The 18,927-nt window shown below is 61.2% G+C and carries 17 protein-coding genes; 9 read left to right on the top strand and 8 right to left on the bottom strand.

Annotation, left to right across the window (positions count from 1 at the left end; all coding sequences use genetic code 11):
• Positions 1-573: spermine/spermidine synthase domain-containing protein (locus ACLNEE_RS15620; RefSeq protein ID WP_459382404.1), on the top strand; the 573-nt coding region annotated here is incomplete at its 5' end.
• An 89-nt stretch (positions 574-662) separates the two neighbouring features.
• Here the strand turns inward: ACLNEE_RS15620 and ACLNEE_RS15615 are convergent.
• A complete protein-coding gene (locus ACLNEE_RS15615; RefSeq protein WP_412007326.1) occupies positions 663-1,121 on the bottom strand; it encodes a PEP-CTERM sorting domain-containing protein in 459 nt (152 codons plus the stop codon).
• A gap of 66 nt (positions 1,122-1,187) precedes the next feature.
• On the bottom strand, positions 1,188-1,700 hold the full coding sequence (locus ACLNEE_RS15610; RefSeq protein ID WP_412007325.1) for a hypothetical protein: 513 nt from the start codon (positions 1,698-1,700) through the stop codon (positions 1,188-1,190).
• Between the two features lie 218 nt (positions 1,701-1,918).
• Between ACLNEE_RS15610 and ACLNEE_RS15605 the strand changes: the two genes are divergently transcribed.
• The 3 genes from ACLNEE_RS15605 to ACLNEE_RS15595 all read left to right on the top strand — a co-directional run bounded on the left by ACLNEE_RS15605 (position 1,919) and on the right by ACLNEE_RS15595 (position 5,873).
• Positions 1,919-2,599, top strand: coding sequence for a helix-turn-helix domain-containing protein (locus tag ACLNEE_RS15605; protein ID WP_412007324.1), 681 nt, complete (start codon positions 1,919-1,921; stop codon positions 2,597-2,599).
• A 59-nt stretch (positions 2,600-2,658) separates the two neighbouring features.
• Positions 2,659-4,728 carry an alpha-glucan family phosphorylase gene (gene glgP, locus ACLNEE_RS15600; RefSeq protein ID WP_412007323.1) on the top strand — a complete coding sequence of 690 codons (2,070 nt, stop codon included), beginning with the start codon at positions 2,659-2,661 and terminating at the stop codon, positions 4,726-4,728.
• 170 nt (positions 4,729-4,898) lie between these two features.
• Positions 4,899-5,873 (top strand): PEP-CTERM sorting domain-containing protein, encoded by a 975-nt coding sequence (locus ACLNEE_RS15595; protein WP_412007322.1) that lies wholly within the window; start codon positions 4,899-4,901, stop codon positions 5,871-5,873.
• A gap of 55 nt (positions 5,874-5,928) precedes the next feature.
• On the opposite strand, the gene ACLNEE_RS15590 is transcribed toward ACLNEE_RS15595, so the two are convergent.
• Positions 5,929-6,948 (bottom strand): PEP-CTERM sorting domain-containing protein, encoded by a 1,020-nt coding sequence (locus ACLNEE_RS15590; RefSeq protein ID WP_412007321.1) that lies wholly within the window; start codon positions 6,946-6,948, stop codon positions 5,929-5,931.
• Positions 6,949-7,229: 281 nt separating this feature from the next.
• Positions 7,230-7,838, bottom strand: a complete 609-nt coding sequence (locus ACLNEE_RS15585) for a PH domain-containing protein (protein WP_412007320.1) — start codon at positions 7,836-7,838, stop codon at positions 7,230-7,232.
• A gap of 100 nt (positions 7,839-7,938) precedes the next feature.
• Here ACLNEE_RS15585 and ACLNEE_RS15580 point away from each other — a divergent pair, with 100 nt between their 5' ends.
• Together ACLNEE_RS15580 and ACLNEE_RS15575 are read left to right on the top strand one after the other, a co-directional pair.
• Positions 7,939-9,486: a calcineurin-like phosphoesterase C-terminal domain-containing protein gene (locus ACLNEE_RS15580; RefSeq protein ID WP_412007319.1), complete on the top strand. Its 1,548-nt coding sequence runs from the start codon at positions 7,939-7,941 to the stop codon at positions 9,484-9,486.
• Between the two features lie 78 nt (positions 9,487-9,564).
• Positions 9,565-11,400, top strand: a complete 1,836-nt coding sequence (locus ACLNEE_RS15575) for a metallophosphoesterase (protein WP_412007318.1) — start codon at positions 9,565-9,567, stop codon at positions 11,398-11,400.
• 1 nt (position 11,401) lies between these two features.
• Here ACLNEE_RS15575 and ACLNEE_RS15570 read toward each other — a convergent pair whose 3' ends face one another.
• Positions 11,402-12,334 (bottom strand): CE1 family esterase, encoded by a 933-nt coding sequence (locus ACLNEE_RS15570; protein ID WP_412007317.1) that lies wholly within the window; start codon positions 12,332-12,334, stop codon positions 11,402-11,404.
• Here ACLNEE_RS15570 and ACLNEE_RS15565 point away from each other — a divergent pair.
• Together ACLNEE_RS15565 and ACLNEE_RS15560 are read left to right on the top strand one after the other, a co-directional pair.
• Complete coding sequence (locus ACLNEE_RS15565; RefSeq protein WP_412007316.1) at positions 12,315-12,935, top strand: GNAT family N-acetyltransferase; 621 nt, start codon at positions 12,315-12,317, stop codon at positions 12,933-12,935. The two genes, ACLNEE_RS15570 and ACLNEE_RS15565, sit on opposite strands and share 20 nt — an antisense overlap.
• Positions 12,936-13,021: 86 nt before the next feature.
• Positions 13,022-13,660 (top strand): L,D-transpeptidase family protein, encoded by a 639-nt coding sequence (locus tag ACLNEE_RS15560; RefSeq protein ID WP_412007315.1) that lies wholly within the window; start codon positions 13,022-13,024, stop codon positions 13,658-13,660.
• Positions 13,661-13,715: 55 nt separating this feature from the next.
• Here the strand turns inward: ACLNEE_RS15560 and ACLNEE_RS15555 are convergent, their stop codons facing one another.
• From ACLNEE_RS15555 to ACLNEE_RS15545, 3 genes are all read right to left on the bottom strand, one after another.
• Complete coding sequence (locus ACLNEE_RS15555) at positions 13,716-15,461, bottom strand: AMP-dependent synthetase/ligase (RefSeq protein WP_412007314.1); 1,746 nt, start codon at positions 15,459-15,461, stop codon at positions 13,716-13,718.
• Positions 15,462-15,630: 169 nt separating this feature from the next.
• Positions 15,631-16,425 (bottom strand): GNAT family N-acetyltransferase, encoded by a 795-nt coding sequence (locus ACLNEE_RS15550; protein WP_412007313.1) that lies wholly within the window; start codon positions 16,423-16,425, stop codon positions 15,631-15,633.
• Positions 16,422-17,501: an alpha/beta hydrolase gene (locus ACLNEE_RS15545; RefSeq protein ID WP_412007312.1), complete on the bottom strand. Its 1,080-nt coding sequence runs from the start codon at positions 17,499-17,501 to the stop codon at positions 16,422-16,424. The genes ACLNEE_RS15550 and ACLNEE_RS15545 overlap by 4 nt, the downstream gene beginning before the upstream one ends.
• A gap of 100 nt (positions 17,502-17,601) precedes the next feature.
• On the opposite strand from ACLNEE_RS15545, the gene ACLNEE_RS15540 reads away from it, so the two are divergent.
• On the top strand, positions 17,602-18,927 hold a 1,326-nt coding region (locus ACLNEE_RS15540; RefSeq protein WP_412007311.1), incomplete at its 3' end, for a hypothetical protein.

The raw sequence follows: 18,927 nt of genomic DNA, 5'->3' as shown, positions 1-18,927 counted from the left end.
GTGAAGGTGCACATGCCCGAGTGGCACCGCGGCGCGTTTGATGACCCCCGCACGACTCTGGTTCACCAAGACGCTCGTAAGTGGGTGGAAGATCACAAGGGTTACGGCTACGACGTGATTTTGAGCGACCTGCCCGGGCCTCACCCCGGCAGTCCGAGCACTTACCTTTACACGCAAGAGTATTTCCGCCACATCGCCGAAGCGCTCAGCGACGACGGGGTGTTTGTGCTTCAGTCGGGCGCGTGCAACGAGACGTATCCGTATCTGTTCTCGGCGGTGCACAAGACGCTGGAATCGGTGAGCGAATTCAAGTACGTGCGCGGCTACTACGGCTTGGTGACCACGTTCCAAATGCCGTGGGGATTCATTCTGGCGAGCAAGTCGCACGATCCGTTGGAGCTCACGCCCGACGAGATTGCCAAGCGGTTGGCGGCTCGCGGCGTGACGGAGAATCGGTACTACGTCCCCCGCTTCCACCAGGCGATGTTTACGCTGCCTGAATACATGCTGCGCGCCATCGAAACGCACGGTACGGTGCTCACCGATGCCGATCCGTTTGTGTGGACGGCGTAACGCTGTTTTGAGTGGGTGGATGCAAACCCGCTCGTTCACAAAAAAAGATCCCCTCTCCCGTGCCGAGAGGGGATTTTTTCTTGCCTGATTTAGCGTGCGCGACGGCGTCGCGCCGCCAAACCGGCCAGACCGGCCGCCAGCACCGTCATGGTGAAGGGCTCGGGCACGGGGGTCATGCGGAAGCCGACCAGCTCGCCGTTCAATCGGCCCACGCCGGAGATCTGTCCGGCATCGTTGATGCCGGTCGCGTAGAGCAAAGTCCAGTTCCCGCTGCCGGGAGACAGCAGACTGTTGAGATTCTGCAATTGACCGTTGGAAAAAATCACCGCTCGTTGCTGCCCGGGGGCGGAAACGGATCCCACGACCACGCCCGCGTTGTTGATGGCAAACGCGCGAGATGACGTGAATCCATTGAGCACCCCGATGCTCACAAGGTCGGTTCCATTGGAGAAAAATCCGCGCTCTCCACCGGTTGCGCTGCCGTAGCCCACAATGACCCCCGCGTTATTCACGCCGGTTGCAGTGGAGCGGTTTCCGCCCGGCAGCACGCCAAAGGTGGTGACGTTGCCGTTGAGCGAGACGAAGGCGCGCGGGTTAGATCCGGCGCTGCTGACCTACCATTCGCCCGCAATGTGTCCGCTGTTGCTGACGGCCTGAGCCAAGGAGTATTGCGCCCCGGCAATCGGGACGACGCTGGCCGATCCGTTGGCAAAAGTGACGGCGAGAAAGTTGCCGTTGGCGTCATCGGCCTGGCCGACAATGAGGCCGCTGTTGTTGATGGCAAACGCCAGAGAGTTGGTGCCGCCCGACAGAAGCCCAAGGCCCGTCACCGTTCCGCCCGCAAAGAGTGCCGCCTGCGATCCCGACCAGCCGACGGCCTGACCGGCATCATTGATTCCCAACGCGTTGCTGTCTTCCTCGGGCGCCAATGCTCCCAGGTTGGTGGCCGTTCCGCCTTGCCAAGACACGGCTCGGCCCTGAGAGAACTCGCCGTCCGCGTCAAACGCAATGGACTGGCCAACGACCTGCCCCGAGGCGTTGATTCCTTGGCCATACACCGCACCTACATCGGGGAATCCAGGCGTGGAGACTCCGCCCAAAAGTTCAATGGTATAGGGATTGGCCACCGCCGAACCCGCAATACACGACAACGCAACCAACCACAATTTCCTCTGGTTCATAACTTGCACACCTCGCAAACCTCACCCCACGCGGGGCGAGAATTGTTCCTCCGCTTGCGCGGCGGACAACCATTTATACAGCGAGTCTTAACAAACCGATCTGCGATTATTATTCAAACTTAGGACAACCGGGGTAATCTGTCTGCATAAGGGTCGACGAGCTTATGAGCGAAAAACCTGCCAGCCTCGAGGGACAGTCCGACCCCTGGGGAAACTACGGGCAACGCATGCGGCGCGTCCGCGAGCGGGCGGGCTTGACGCTGAGAGAGGCCGCCTTGCGCGTGGGGGTCAACAAAAACACGCTGCTCCGGCTGGAGCGGGGCGAGCGGCTGCGGAAACAAACGCTGGTCAAAATTTGCGCGGGCTACGGGGTTTTGTTCTTGGATCCCGAGGCGATTCCCAACCGCGAGGAAGGGGTGCACTATGCGCTTCACCGTTCAGAAGGAGAGCAGTGGCTCTGCACGCGGGTGAACGATCTTGATGGCCCGAGCCGAGTGACTCGTCCCCGGGGAATTGAGTTGGCCGATCAGCGTCGCGCCATGGGGCGACATGGCTTTGCCGACCAGTTTTTGATGATCCTTGGGTGTGACCGCACCCATGGTCAGCTTCGGGCCGCGCTGTTTGAGGTGTTTGGTCAGAGTGGTCGGTCGCGGCAGGCTTCGGGGGAGGCCCTTGTCTACGCCGTGAAGGGAGACGTTCAATTTCACATTGGGACGGAATCGTTTGTGCTGCGACAAGGCTCGGCGGCGACCTTTGATCGGACGGTGGAGCATTGGCACCACCCGGCGGAGAGCATGGCGGAGGAAGATCTTCCCGCCGTCTTCTTGTACGTTCAGGTGGATTGATCCCCCCGGTGCGATCCTGCGGCGGGGTAATCTAGAATACGTATTCACAAGGTGCCCCCATGCTAAACCGAGTTCCCGTCGCTGCGCGCTCGTTTGACCTGCCCAAGCCCCTGGCCCGACTGGCCGATTTGGCGCTTAACCTGCGCTGGGCGTGGCATGCCCCTACTTACCAACTCTTTACCCGGATGGGGGGCGACGGCGGGCCGGTGATGCGCTTGGTTCACGCTGATGTGGCCGCCCTGGCCAAGGACAAGGAGTACGTGAAGGCCGTGGAGGCGGCGGCGGCGGATTTGGACGCTTATCTGGCCGCGACCAAATCGGGCGATCCGGCCGCCTACTTCTGCGCGGAGTTTGGCCTGCACGAGACCTTCTCGCTCTATTCGGGCGGACTCGGCATTCTGGCGGGTGACCACCTCAAGGAAGCGAGCGACCAAAACTTGCCTCTGGTCGCGGTTGGTTTGTTCTACCGGGGCGGATTTTTCCGCCAAATGGTGGATTCCACCGGGCGTCAGGAACACATGCCGCCCGTGCTCAACCCCGAACTGCTGCCCATGCGCCGGGTCGTGGATGCGGGTGGGGCCGATCTCAACGTCACCATCAGCCTGCCCGGTCGAGACGTGGTTGCGGCGGTGTGGCGGGCCGACGTGGGCCGGGTTCCTTTGATTTTGCTGGATACTGACCTTTTGGTGAATTCAGCCGAGGATCGCAAGATCACGAGTCAGCTCTACACCAGCGGCCGTGACATGCGTTTGCATCAAGAAGCCGTATTGGGGATTGGCGGGGCCAAGGCTTTGGCCGCCCTCGGGATTGAGCCCCGGGTTTGGCATATGAATGAAGGCCACTCGGCCTTGCTGTTGGTCGAGCGCCTGCGGGCTCTCACCTCGGCCGGGACGAGTCTTGAGGAGGCGACCGCCCAGGTAAAGGCCAGCTCCATTCTCACGATTCACACGCCCGTTCCGGCCGGGAACGAGCGATTTGGCGCGGATCACGCCGCGGAAGTGCTCGCCCCGACCCTGGCTGGGGGCCCCTTGACGATCAATGAGCTGCAAAAGCGCGGCCTGGACAGCGAGAAGGATGCATCCATTTTTGACATGACCGGGTTCGCCATTCGGCACAGCCGCGCCGTGAACGGCGTGAGTCTGTTGCACGGCAAAACCGCCGATAAAACCTGGCGAAAGATCGCCGGGTTTGAAGTAGGGGCGGTCACCAATGGTGTCCACCTGCCCACTTGGCTGGGGCCCGAAATGGCGGAGGCTTTTGCGGCGGGAGGATTTACCCTTCACCCGGCCACGGCCATGCCCCGCACGGCGGGCAAAACTCGCGACGACTTCGCCGGCCTCGGTCAAGTCACCGATGAAGCCCTTTGGAATGCCCACATCGCGCAAAAGCGGCGACTGATTGCCTTTGCCCGGCAGCGCATGTTTGCCCAGCACGCTCGCCACGGCGAGGGGCCCGCCGAACTGAAAACCTGGCTGGAATCGCTGGAAGAAGACGCGCTGATTTTGGGATTTGCGCGCCGCTTTGCGACGTACAAGCGCGCCCACCTCATTTTTAGCGACGAGCGTCGGCTGGCCAAGCTGCTCAATGGCAAGGGTCGACCCGTGCGTCTGATTTTTGCCGGGAAGGCGCACCCTGCCGACCGCGCCGGTCAGGCCCTCATTGCGCAGGTCTACCAAAAGGCGATGTCGCCCAAGTTTCGGGGCAAGGTGTTCTTTTTGGAGGAGTACGATATGGAGGTCGGTCGACATCTGGTGCAGGGGGTCGATGTGTGGCTCAACAATCCCCGCCGTCCCCTGGAAGCCAGCGGAACCAGCGGCATGAAGGCCGCCGCCAACGGCATCCCCAACGCCAGTGTGCTGGATGGTTGGTGGGATGAAGCCCACGAAGGCGGTAAGAACCCCAACGGATTTGCCATCGGCGGGCGCAAAACTCTGGCCGACGAAAAGGCGCAGGACAAAGCCGATGCGTTGGCGCTTTACGAAATTCTGGAGCAGGAGATCGTCCCGCGCTTCTTTAGCCCGGACAAGCGCGACTGGCTCCCCGTGATGCGCCGGTCGATCGAATCGAGTCTGTGGGCGTTTTCCACCGTCCGTATGATTGAAGACTACGACCGGGAAATGTACGGCTAGCCCGGGCTCGGGGGGTCGCCTGCTTCACGTTGCGACCCCCCGAACTCATCGTGAAAGAACGTGATTTTTCGCGATTCTCCTTGTTGAGCCCGACTCGGAACCATACACTGGGCATCTGAGGCATTGCGTCGCCCCTTGCGACGCATGTTTTTCAACCAGGAACGAGGATCATGAAATTCATTTCGCGAGGTATGTTTGCCCTAGGAGCCCTTGCGTGCGCTGGCCTGGCCGGTGCCCAGACTTACGATCTGTTTATGGCCGAGACGCCGGGAGGATTTTTGGGGGGCAACACGGCCTCCTACGGCGGACTCCAGCGCTATCAAGTGACGGCGGGAACGGCCACCTTGGTCGGGACATTGCCAAATTCGAGCCTGTCGGATCCGGTGGGTGTGGTGGTGAGCGGCGGAGATCTTTACGTCAGCAATCGTCACGGCAACAACACCGGAGTCAGTAGCATCCAGCGCTTTGGGATTGGCCCGGCGAGCCTCTCAGGCGGTGCGGCCTTGGTGACGGCCCCCATCTCGGGATTTCACGGCTTTGCGTTCGCTCCCAACGGTGACCTGTTTGTGACCACCGTATCGACCGGAACGCGGCGTTTTCGTCCCGACGGCCTGGGCGGCTACACCGATATCGGCGGCGTTGGCTCGGGTCAGGTGCGCGACGTTTGGATTTCGCCCGATGGCAACACGATGATCGAAACCGGATCGGGTGGGATGATTGTGCGATCCGTGGGCGCAAACTCTCTGGGGACAGGCACCGCGTTTAACATTGGGAACTCCTTCTTTCACCAGATGGCGTTTCGGGGCAACGCCCTGTACACCGCCGCCAATGCGACCGGAAACATCTACCGAGTTGATTTGAATGCCTCGTTCCAGCCCATCTCGGCGACGGTCATTGGCAACGTGACCGGTGCCCTGGGGGTCACGTTCAGCCCCGATGGCAGCGAAATGTGGGTCGGCAGCACCGGAACCGCCAACAACTCACTGAACCGGTTCGCTCTGAGTGGCAATAACTGGGTGCTTCAGCAATCGGTGAGCCTTGGTTCCGTGAGTCCTGGATATTTGGCCGCGGTGCCCGAGCCGATGACCATGGTGGGCATGGGGCTGGCGGCTCTGGTTGTGGCTCGCCGCAAGCGCAAGGCGTAACCGTAAAAAGTCGGCCCCGGGGGAGAGGATCCGGGGCCGCAATATCACCAATTGGTTAGGATTTCTTTGCGCGTCGGCGTCGAGCCATGGCCACTCCCGCGGCGGCCAGCACCGACATCGTGGCCGGCTCAGGAATCGCTTCCGGCCCGGCGATGACCAGCGATCCTCCGCTCAGGAACTCGTCCGAGTTCGTTGTCGTGGCGACAAAGGTGTAGGTTTGGCCCGCCGTGAGATTGAGGAACATGTTTGAAGACCGGAACTCGGTCAGGTCACCGACATGGTCGACCCCGATCAAGTTGGTCAAGGGGTTGCTGGCGCTGAACGCCCCGTTGTAACCCATCAAGTGGGTACTGACGCCATTGTTGTACAGGCCAATCGCGTGCACCCCGGTCTCTTGGGCGGTGAAGGTCACGGCCTGATACCGGAAGTTTCCGCTGGTCGTGGTGGTGAGGCTGTTGGCGCGGCTGGTCATCACCGGGCTCAGGTTGGTCAGGTCGATGGCCGTCGGCGCCACAACATCGGTGAGGAAGGTCACGCGCGCATTAAAGAGGCTGGCGGTGCGGCCGCTCACCCCCAGACGCATTTGCATGGTGATGCTGCCTCCCAGGTCAGAACTGGCTTGGTTTGCCAAGAACCCGCGCGGGTGCTGGTCGCCGGTACCGCCCAAGTTGTTGTTCCAAGTGGGGCTGGATCCCGTGAATGTGAACCCGTTAGAGGTGTTGTTGCCGCCCATGGCGCGCAGAGCGGTACCGTTGCCCTGGTTGGTCACCCCCAGCAGCCCGACCTGAAGGTCACTGCTCCACGGGAATCCGGTTCCGGCGGCAAAAATGCCGTTGATGGTAAAGGCCCGGGCACGACCCGTGGCTCCGGCGGTGTTCACCGGGAAGTTCAACGTGGTATCGGAAAGACTAACGGTACCAAGGTTGTAAGAAAAGCTCGCCGCGTAAAGGGGAGCGGTCGCAAGGGCCGCGCAGGCCAGGGCAAAGATGCGAGTGTGAGTCATGTGATTCCTCTCGATTTGGCCGACCGTGAGCCGGTCGAGCCGAGGAATGATGGCCCGGGCCCACTCATCCATCGCAAGAGGTCAGGACGCTCTCCGTGTCCCATTTTGCAAAGAAAATCCTGTCCCAATTTTCAAAAAAAGGACGGTTCGCCACCCGGAAGATACGACCTTGGCCCTTGCGTCGGGGGTTCCGCGGCGGGGGTCACCGGACAAGCCTTCGTTCATCGTAAACCCTGTCCCAATTCGGGTATTTGCAGGTGAGGCTGTCAAGCTCGTTAAAATACGGGGCGGAGAGGGCGGTGACAATAAAGCGGGCCCATCCGCTCAGGAAGAGCCCGCACGTTTCGCTTACGTCAGCCGCGAATGTATCGCTCAAACACATCGGCAAAGTCGCGCCGAGTGTGCCGCACCAGCACGGTCTCATTCAGATTGCTCAGGACGGCATCGAAGGTCGCATTGACCTGTTCCGGAGTCGGGTTTTGGCTGGCCCGAAACATATTGCTCACCGCGCCTAAGGTTTGCATGGCGTTATGCCGCGCGACCTCATCTTGGTGCTGAAGTGAAGAGATCCGGGTGAGGGCCTTGTAAATGTCCTTGAGCGCCTCGATGAAGTCTTTGCGGATATCGATGCTGAAGTGTTGATCGCCGATGCTGAACTTCAGTTCGATGTCCATATCCATGGTTCCCGCGGTTTCGATGCCCACGTAACCAATGCGGTGCCGAGCGTATTCGTACCGGACAATTTTGCGCTTGCTGCTCACGGCCGAGTCCCCATCTACGTGGATGAGGGCCAGGTTGGTAAAGCAGTACTCGTCCTTTTTGCTCTTGATGAGGAAGACGATCTGCTCGCCATCTTCGTGGAACAGGTAGTCGTCGGCGTCCACCTTATCGTAGTCGGCGCGGTTGACAATCACGCCGATGTCAGAGAGGCCGAGGGCTTCGGCGGCAAGCTTTTTGAACATGACGCCTCACCTTACGTCAATCCGGCTTCGACGTTGCACGGGGGTAGGACGTTGGCAAGGTGATGGTTCTCTTAACATCGGCCCGGTAAATCTCGTGGCGATGAAGATGTCGCTTGCGGCCCTTTTGGTCGCCGCTTTTGCATCCGTTGCCGCCGCGCAATCCGCCGGACAGGCCACAGGAACCGTTTATGAAGACCGCAACCAAAACGGGCAGCGCGATGCTGGCGAGCCCGGGCTGCGGGGAATCTTGGTCAGCAACGGGCGCGAACTCACGCGCACGGATCGGGCCGGAGTTTGGCGCCTTCCGGTCGGGGATGACAACGTGCTTTTTGCCGTCAAACCCACCGATTTTGCCTATCGGCTCGATGCGAACCGAAAGCCGACCGGGTTTTTTTATGTGCATCGGCCAGCCGGAACCGCCGCGCTTCGTTACGGTGGACTCCCGGCCACGGGGCCTTTACCCAATCGAATCGACTTTGGTTTTATGCACAAAAAGGAGCCCCGACAGTTTCGGGTGGCCTTCTTTGGCGATACCCAGCCTTACAACCTGGATCAGGTGCAATTTACGGCCCAGGATGCGATTGCGGAAGTCGCCGGTCGGAATGATCTTGCGTTTGGTGTCTCTTTGGGCGATGTGGTCGGCGATAACCTCAGCTTGCTTCCCCCGTTAATGCAGGCCAAGAGCACCATGGGGGTTCCCTGGCACTACGTGGTGGGCAATCACGACATCGACTTCGATGTGCCCGACGATAAAGATTCCACCGCGAGTTGGCGCCGCTTGGTCGGGCCCCCTTACTACGCCTTTGAATATGGCAACGTTTGGTTCATTGTTCTGGAGAACGTGGACTACCGGGGCCAAGGCAAGGGCTACGGAAGCGGCCTGAACGAGGTGCAGTTCACATGGCTCCGGAACCTGCTTCAAGAGATTCCTCGGGATCGCATGACCGTGATCATGCAGCACATCCCGATCATCGAACTCAAGGAGCGGGCTCAATTTTTTGCGTTGCTTTCCAATCGTCCAAACACGTTTTCGATCGCCGCCCACTGGCACGTCAATCGGCATATCTTTTTTGGGAAAGAAGAGGGCTGGACCGGGGCTAAACCGCACCACCACTTGGTCGCCGCGACGGTGTGCGGCAGCTGGTGGAGTGGTGAGCTGGATGAAGTGGGAATCCCGCACAGCATGATGAGAGACGGGGGCCCGCGTGGGTACATCCTTGGGAACTTCAACGCTCGTGGCTACGACTTGCAGTTCAAAGCCACCCGGCGACCCGCCGACTACCAGATCAATATTGATGCGCCTCACCGCATCAAGTCGAATGAACGATTGAACGTCACCGCCAACTTCTTTTTTGGGACGCAGTTCTGTCGGCTAGAAATGCGTCTGAACGATGGGGCCTGGCAGGCGATGCGGGCCCTCCCTCCGGGGAAGGATCCCTTCTACCAACGACTGAAGGATCTCGAAACATCGAAAAAGATTCCGGCGACGGGGCGTGCGCTCCCTGGTCTCTACGATAACTTCCACATGTGGCAGGGTTCGGTGGCGGCAGGCTTGCCGGAGGGCGGTCACCGACTTGAGGTGCGCGCCACCGACATGTTCGGACGCACGCATTCGGCCCGCCGCGTTCTGTGGGTGGATCCGTCCTGACGCCGCCGCGAGTCGAGAGGGGGCGGATTGAACTGTTCCCTTAACCATTTCTTGACCTCCCCATGCGAACCTTGCGCCATGCGCGGGTTCGCGTTTCTTTTTGCGCTCTTCTTGTGTCTGGCGGCCATGGCTCACGATGGCCCCGATCCAGTGCTCGCCTGGGATTTCCATCCCCGGTATATCAAAAATGGCATCCTTGAAGCCCGACTCGGGCCCTCCGCTCGCATCGCGGGCTCTCCTCAAAGTTCAAGGGATGTGACGGGCCAGAGCCTGCTGCTCAACGGGAAAACCGACATCCTGGCGGTGGATGGCGCGGCGGCTCGGCCGATGCTTCCGGCTCGGCATTTGACCGTCGAGGCCTGGGTCGCGGTCAATACTCCGCACGGTTATGGCGGTATCGCGGGCTACTTTCAAGACAACGGTGACGCGGAAACCGGCTGGATTTTAGGCTATAACGACCGCACGTTTACGTTTGGACTTGCGAGCAAAGGGGCCGACGACGGAAACGGAAAGATGACCTATCTTGCGGCCCGCACCCCCTATGAGGCCGGACGCATTTTTCACGTTGTGGGCACCTATGACGGGGAAGAGATGCGCATTTACGTCAACGGTAGGCTGGAGGCCAGGAGCCAGGAGCAAAAGGGCGACATTCTTTATCCGGCTGAGGCGCCGTTTTCGCTTGGGCGCTACCATGACCGGGACGAGAACAATTTGCACGAGGGCCGCCTGGTCAGAGTCGCGGTTTATGATCTGGCCGCGACGGCTCCCGCGATCACCCACCTATTCGAGCATCATAAGGACTGGGCCGCCGCCGCCCCCTTGATCGAAGAACCGCAGACCATGGAGTTTGTGGTGCAGCCGTACTTGCAGTTCCCCACCCAGACCACGATGACCGTGATGTGGGAGACCACGCGGACTTCGACTTCAGTGGTGTACGTTGGCCCCGGGGAAAACGCGATGAAGCCCGTGACCGGCGAGCCTGGTCGGATCCACCGTGTCGACTTGAAGGATCTTCAACCCGAAGGGCACTACGTTTACCGGGTGGAATCGGTCGATGATCAGGGCCGAAAAGTCACCAGTGAGCTCTTTACGTTTCGCACGGCCGGGCCAGTAGGAAATCCCATTCGCTTTTGCGTGGTGGGAGATACCCAGACCAATCCTCCGGTGGCAAAGCGCATCGCCGAGCATATGTGGAACGAGCGGCCAGATTTCTTTTTGATTCCTGGCGACTTGGTGGGTACGGGGGCCAACAAAAATCATTGGGTCACCGATTTCTTTGCCGCGATGCGCCCGCTCTTGAGCCGAGTGCCCTTGTTGCCCGTGCTGGGCAACCACGAAGGCGATGCCCGGCTGTACTACGACTACATGGCCCTGCCAACCCCGGAGTACTACTACCGGTTTGTCTATGGCGATGCCGAGTTCTTTGTGATCGATAGCAATCGTAACGTAGCTCCTGGCAGCGAGCAGTACCAGTGGCTAGATGCGGCGCTGGCCAGTTCAACCGCCCGCTGGAAGTTTGTCACCCATCACCATCCCCCGTACAGCAGCGATGAAGACGACTACGGCAACCTATGGAAAGGACAAAGCGTGCGCGGGGACGTGCGGATGCGGGCGCTGACGGCCCTGTACGAAAAACACAACGTCGATATTGTGTTTACCGGACACATCCACTCGTATGAACGAACCTGGCCCATGGTGCAAGGTCGAGCGCGAGAGCGCGGGCCCATTTATATTGTGTGCGGCGGCGGGGGAGGTGGGTTAGAAACCCATGGCCCCACCCGACCCGCATGGAGCCACACGGTTCGCCACGGCCACCATTACACGGTGATCACGCTACTGGGTGGCCGCCTTTCGTTCCGCGCTTTTGATATCGAGGGTCGTCTCTTTGACACCTTTACGATTGAGAAAGAGTGATTTACCGTGGGGTAAGCCCCGAGAAGAAAGCCCACATCAGCTCGTTGGCATTAACGTCCTGTCCCGGACGGTCACCGCGCGGGCTTCCGGCGCGGCCCCCGGGCCAGGTGTGGCCCTCGCCCTCGATGATGGCGGTGGCGACGGGGTTCTTGCCCGGGTAGGTCGTTAAGGTGAGCCGGCCCTCCGTTTTTGATGTCGGCTCATCGGAGGCCTGATTTCGCTCGCGCCAGAAGTCGATTCCGTCTTGCATGGAGCGGTCGATCCGCGGCCCGGCTAGGGTCTGCTTGGGTTGACCGCCGGCCAGCAGCACGTGTTCGTCGGCCGTGCCGTGAATCATGATGATGGGCACGGGGCTGCCGGCTTGCAGGGGAGAGTTCAGGGCCCCGGCAATGGGAGCGATCCCGGCCAGCTTCTCCCCGATTTCTACGGCCAGTCGGTGGGTCATCATGCCGCCATTGCTCATTCCGGTGACATAGATGCGCTTGGGATCTGCACCTTCGTTTTTCACCAATTGGTCAATCATTTTGCTCAGAAAGCCGACGTCGTCCACATTGTTTCGCATGGCGTAGGCGCAGCAGCGACCGGCGTTCCAAGTCAGCATGTTGGATCCACCGCCACTGGTGCCATTGGGATACACCACCATCACACCTTTGGCGTGGGCAAAGGGGGTCAGGCCCGACATCCGCTCGACGTTCGCAGCATTTCCGCCGCCCCCGTGCAGGGCAATGATCACCGGAAGCTTGGCCTGCGCCGAAGCGTTGGCCGGTCGCCGAACTACATAGGTTCGGGTGCGGCCATCGTGTTCAAGTTCTCGTTCATCGCGTTGTTGCCATTTGGCTGCCCCGGCTCCAACGGCCAGCAGAAACAGCCCGGCCAGGGTCAAGGCGGGGATCAGCGCGCGCGGATTCATGCCCGTGAAGACGGCCAGCCGCACCAATCGTTCACCCTGGCATCGTAAACTGGTCATCATTGCAGGGAGTCTGCTCATGAGCGCATTGGAAACCAAAAGGTTAACTTTCCGTCGTTGGACGCCCGCCGATGCGGAGGATCTCTTTGCCATGTACGGCGATCCGGAGACCATGCGCTACATTGGCCCGGGCAACGTGAGCGCCTCGGTGGAGGTGCATCGTGAAGATAAGTCAGCGGTCTACGATGCGCACGAAGCCTACGGAGGGTTTGTTTTGGCCGCAGTTCTGCGCGAAACCGGCCGGCCTATGGGCACCGCATTGCTCAAGCGCATCCCCTACAGTCAGGGCGAAGAGGGCGAGCCGCAGGTGGAAATTGGGTGGCACATCAACCGAGCCTACTGGAATCAGGGCTTGGGGACGGAGATGGCCGAGATGCTCTTGCGGGAAGGCTTGACCCGCTTTGGCCGGGTGGTGGCGGTGGCCTATCCCGAGAACGGGGCGAGCCTGCGGGTCATGGAGAAGATCGGCATGACGCGCGTCGGATTAACGCGCCGCTACTACGATCTTGAGGTCATGATGTACGAATCGGGGCCGGTGGACGGAATGCCCGAGGGGTTGCCGTCGTGAAGCGAGTTTGGTTTGCGTTCGCCATCGGCTTGGGGCTCGCGGGATCGGTGCCCGCGCAAGATCGGGTGGCGGCCGCCCGCACTCGGGTGGATACCGAGGTGAAACGCCTGGCTCGTGCGGCGAATCTGCCTTATCCCATTCCCCGCTTGTTCTTCCGCGCCTTTAAAGAAGAGCGCACCCTCGAAATCTGGGGATCCAACGGCCGCGACCCGTATCGCCGCGTTGTGGCGTACCGGGTGGCCGGGCAAAGCGGGGTTTTGGGCCCCAAGCGCAAGGAGGGCGATAAGCAGGTTCCCGAGGGGTTTTACACCGTCGATCGGCTCAATCCTCGCAGTCGGTTTTTGCTGTCGATAGGGATCAATTACCCCAACGCGAGCGACCGCCTGCGGAGCGATCGGGCCCGACCGGGCGGGGATATCTTTATCCACGGCGATGATGTTTCGATTGGATGCTTGGCCATGACCGACCCCGTGATTGAGGTGATTTACGTGATGACTCACGACACCTGGCACGCCGGCGGGCGCCGGATTCCCGTCCACATCTTTCCCAACCGCATGACGGATGCCAATTGGGCTCGGCTGCAGCGCGACTACCGCTCACGCCCGGATCTCATTGCGTTTTGGCGCGAGCTGCGTCCGGGGTTTTTGGCGTTTGAATCAACGCGCCGGGTGCCCACGGTTTCGGTGGGTCGCGGTGGGGCGTATCGAGTGCGGATTCAAGAATAGAAAACCCCGGCTTGACCATTTAGCCAAACCGGGGTCGCTCTAGAATCCCCGGGCGTTACACCCGCTGCATCGACTTGATTTCGTCGGCGTACTTTTCCTTCACGACCTTGCGGCGCACCTTGAGCGAAGGCGTGAGTTCTCCGCCATCAATCGAGAACGCTCGGCCCACCAGCACGTGCTTCTTGACCTTTTCAAAGTCTGCCAGCTGCTTGTTGATCTTGTCGATCTCCGACTTGATCTGGGCCTTCACCACGTCGAGCTGAATCACCTTTTCGCTGTCGGTTTCGGTAATGCCCTGAGCACTCAGCCAGCCCTTCAGTCGTTCAAAATCGGGGACGACGAGGGCGCAGCAATACTCCATGCCGTCGCCGAGCAAAACCGCTTCTTGGATGAACTCGCTCTCCTTCAGGCGGTTTTCGACCGGTTGCGGGGCCACGTTTTTGCCGTTGCCCAGCACCAGCAAATCCTTCTTGCGGTCGGTGATCTTGAGCTTGCCGTTCTTGAACTCCCCAATGTCGCCGGTGTGGAACCAGCCGTCGGCATCAATGGCGTTCTTGGTTTCCTCAGGAAGGTTGTAGTAGCCCTTCATCACCGAGAAACCGCGAATCAGAATCTCACCGTCGGGGGCAATCATCTGCTCGATGCCCCGGAACGGAGGCCCGACGGTTTCGGGATCGTTTTGTCCCGGTCGGTTGATGTTGCTGGCGGCGGTGGTCTCGGTCAGTCCGTAGCCTTGCAGCACGTTCAGGCCAAAGGCGATATAGAACTCACTGACGTGAGGGGCCAGGGCCGCACCACCGCTGGCAATGAACCGGACGCGACCACCCAGGCGCTCGCGAATCTTCGATCCGACCAGTTTGTCCAGCAGCCCGTAGAACGGGGCCGCCTCGCCGCGATACTTCTTCAGGCCTTGGGCGAGCGCGGCATCAAACAGCTTCTCCTTGATTCCACCTTGCTTGCGCACGTTTTCCACGATGCGGCCGCGCATGTTTTCCAGGAACCGAGGCACCCCCACAATCACGGTGGGTCGAGCTTTGGCCACATCGCTGGCCAGGCTCACAAGCGATCCGGCGTAGGCGACGGTTGCGCCCAGCGACATGGTCAGCGCGTGACCGGCAAACCGCTCAAACACGTGGGAGAGGGGCAAAAAGCTGAAGAACACATCGTTCTCGCTCACATCCAGATCCTGCCGCACAACCTCCGCCAGCTTCGTAAAGTTGCCGTGGGTCAGCATGGCGCCCTTGGGTTGACCCGTGGTGCCGCTGGTGTAGATGAAGGTGGCCAGATCCTCGGGCGAACCGTCGCTGATTTGGGCTTCCCAGGCTTCGCGCGTCAGGTCGCTCTTTCCGGCGTGATCGGTCAGACCCTCCTCGCCCGCCGCGGGACGCAGCAAGGGGGTGGGGACTCCGGTGAGCTTGCTGGCCATTTTGGCATCCAAGCACACGGCCACCTTGGCTCCGCAGTCTTCCAAAATGTATTGCGACTGGTCGGGCGGCAGCGTGGGGTAGATCGGCACCGAGACCAGGCCCAGAGTTTGCGCGGCCCAGTCGGTGACGGCCCACTCAAAGCAGGTTTCGCCCAAAATCACAACGCGGTCGCCCCGGCGCAGGCCAAACGAGTGCAACGCCTTGGCGTAGGTGAACACCTGCTCCCAAAACTCAGTGAACGTCACGTTCCGGTACTCACCCTTGTGCGGCACCATGTGCGAGACGCGCTGCGGGAACTTCTTGACGGTGCGCCAAGCCATTTCGCCCATGTTGCGGGCAAAGTCGGTGGGGGCCTGAACGGCGGTTTGGGTCATAGCAGGAGAAGTCATAGACATCGAGGGCGATGATCGCGGGGCGAATCTCTTGGAGTGCCGTACGCGCGGTCACGAGCAACCGTTAGCGTACATACGGCCCCCAGCGTTCGCTGGCCGACACTACCCAAGGAAGGGTCTGACAAAAAAGGGTCTCCGGGCCGAAGAGTCGTTACAGTCCCGTTCGATAGGTGTAAGCCGTCACCTGACCAAAGGCGGCGAATCCCAGTCGCGCGTACCAGGCTTCCATTGGCGGATCGCACTGCAACACCAGGGGCTTGCCCTGCGCGGCGGCAAACTCTTGCACGGCGGCCACGAGGCTCGCGCCCAATCCGCGACCCCGGCGATCGGGGGCCACGCACAGGTTGTACAGGCCCACGGCCGAGGCGCTCTCGCTCACCATCACGGCTCCCATCAGCAAGCCGCCTGGCCCTTCGCATCGCCACAGGGCGCGGTCGCTGCGGGCGGTGGCCGAAGCGATATCTTGGCGGCCCAGAGGGCCGGTTCTCAAAAAGAACTGATCGGCCATAAACCGGGCCGTGTCTTGCCGGAGCTCAAGGGTTTCGGCCGCCATCAAGGGCACCGGGGGCCGCATTGCGGGCGCGGTGGCCACCATTTGTGATTGGCGATGTCGCCGGACAAAGCCCTGGGCGAGCAGATCGGCTTCAATTTCGGGGGGTCGATCCGCGTCGGTGACAAACACCCACAAACCTGACTGGCGACGGGCGCGTTCGGCCAGGGCGATCATGCGCCCCAGGTGACCAGAGGTTTCTTCAAACCCCGCCGCGAAGTTACAAAAGCTCAGGTGAAGCGGCCCTTGCGCCGTGGTGTAGCCATCACTGGTGACCAGCGACGTCAGTTCGTTGCCCTGGGCGAGGCTGCAGTAAGTGGCCAGCAGATTTTCGCGCCCGGCAAAGGGCAGGTCTTCCCGTTCTCCAATGCCTCCGTCTCGAACAATCGAACTCAAAAAACCACGCTCCACACGAGTCCCGGGGTTGCGCGGCGCGGTAACCACGTGATCCCCAAGGAAAAGCCTCTTCCCATTTCGACGCCCGTGAACCCTTGAAAGCCACGTGGCGTGAGGAACAAGGCCCCAAATGCCTCGCTGTTGCGGGGGCGCCACAAATCGATGCCGACCCCCACGCTCAGACCCTGCTCGACGTTCAAATCGAGGGCAAAGCGCACGGTTGGGGAATAGAAGCGTCCCGGGGCGGAGAAATCCTTGCCCTGAAGGGTGGATTGGAAGAAGGTTCCGATGGTGCGCAGGAGAGGTCTTTGCACCAAAAAGCCGCCGTAGTGACCTGTCTCCAGAGTGAGGGTTTGGTGGTTGGGCAAGGCCGCCATCAGTCGGCGCGACGCTTCGGCGCGAATCACGTTGTCGTGCCGGGCCGTGATGACGAAGGTGGGCCGCCGATCCTCGGGCTTGAGATAGGTCAGGGGCTCAACGCTTCGCAGGTGCTCGCGCAGATCCTCCTCGGTGATCCCTTGGCTTCGCAAAACATCGCGCATGGGCCCGGTGCGACTGCTGGTGTAAAGAATGTTCGCCAGATCGGCTCCGCCCAGCAGAAAGGCGGCGCTCTTGATGCGGGGTTCCACGGCGTAGCTGAGGCTAGCCACCAAGGCGCCCAGGCTGGTTCCGGCAAGCCCGATGGCGTTGGAATCGAAGGTCGGCTGCGTCTCGATCCAGTCCACGGTGCGTCGGACGTCCATGACGGCCTGGCTCATGGTTTGCACCAATCGATCGGGGTCGGGCACCACGGCCAGCTCGCCGCTCCGCCGACCTTCGGGGGTTCGGGCCAGGTGGTACGGCAAGGCCATCGCCACGGTGGCAATGCCACGCTCGGCCATGACCTCGGCCGCATCTTGTTCGAGCTGAAAATCGGTGGCCCCCCAGTAGTGCAGCAAGATCACCACCGGCGCGCGTCCAATGCGGTTGCGGGGGACGCTGATGACCAACGGCACCGAATTGTTCTCGCTGAACGGAGTGCTGATGGCGCTCGGGAACGAAAGGGCGTACCGTTCGGCGGCTTCGGTCTCGCCCAACGGGCGCCATCGGGTAAACGTGGTGGGCGGAGGCGAGGCGGTAAGGTCGGGCCCGGACGCAATGACCGGCCCCGCGACCAGCGCCCAGCAGAGACCCACGATGATCGGAACCGTCCTCATGGCTGCGCTCAGCCTTACTCAGGCTGACTCGGCCAGTTTAGACAACGCGCTGGATGCCTCGCTGGGCGTGGCGGGCCTCAACCGTTCGACCGCCCGGTTTGACCTCGGCCTGATGGACGTGTATCGCGAGGGCTCGTTCGCCTCTCCGTTCAGCGAGGCGGCGATCCGCGACCCTTGGCGCGTGCCGTTTTTGGCGGATATTGTTCGCAACGAAATCACGCTCAATGCCGGGCAACCCTGGAAGACGCTGTCTTCGGTGGCCCGTTTGACCGGAAATGCCCCGCGTCGCGACCTCATTGGGAACCCGGCTCAGCCCGCCATCGATGCGGCGCAGTCGCCCAGCAGCCTGGGCGTGGCCTTGCAAAAGATGGCCCGGCGGGGGCTGATTCCCGGCACACCTCCCCCGCTCGACGGGGTTCCGGTCGATGTGCAGCGGGCGGCCGCTCTGGTGATAGAAGCCGCGCTCGAGGTTGAACCCATGCGGGCCGCGGCCTTGTTTGGGCTTGATCCCGATGCCGCCTATCGCCGCGAAACCAACCCCGGTGCCACCGACGATCCGCTGAGTTATCGCACCGCGATGGCCTTTATGGAACGGGTGCAGATGAGTTACCTGTTTGCCATGGGCCAAGACACCGTGGCCGGAGCTATGGCTGCGAGTGATTTGGTAGCCAATGTCCCTGCCGACCGGGCCTACGAATGGCGGATGAGCACCGCGTGGGGCGAAATTGTGCTGAGTGGGGGCAAAGACGACAACCACACCAATCCGCGAACCTTTTTGATCATCGATACCGGGGGCAACGACACGTACCTGAATTTGCCCGCAAACTCCGCAGCCGATCAGCCGTTTTCCATTGTGATTGACGCTCACGGCAGCGACGCCTACGTGAGCGATGCCGGTTTAACCGGGAAGCCCGTGCGCGAGGCCACAACGCGGGCTTCGGGACGGGGCCGGGTGGGGCCCGGCTGCGCGGTGCTTGGGGTGGTGGTGCTGGTTGATCGACGCGGCAACGACCTGTACCGCTCGGCCCGCTCGTCGTTTGGTTCCGCCACCTTTGGGACGAGCTATCTGTACGATGCCGATGGCGATGACATTTACGATGTGTACGCCGACAGTCTGGGCTACGGAAAGTTCGGCCTGGGCGTGGTGGAAGATGTCGCCGGGAACGATCGCTACTTTGGATTCACTCAGATGCAAGGGTGCGGTCTGGTGGGCGGGGTCGGTCTCTTGATTGATCGAGCTGGAAACGACCGGTACGAAGCCGAAACTAAGGTCATCGACTTTCCTTCGCCACAAACCACCGCCCAA

This window comes from Aphanothece stagnina RSMan2012, from assembly GCF_046764815.1.
Taxonomy (GTDB): domain Bacteria; phylum Cyanobacteriota; class Cyanobacteriia; order PCC-6307; family Cyanobiaceae; genus NIES-981.
This window is presented reverse-complemented; position numbering and strand designations above follow the sequence as displayed.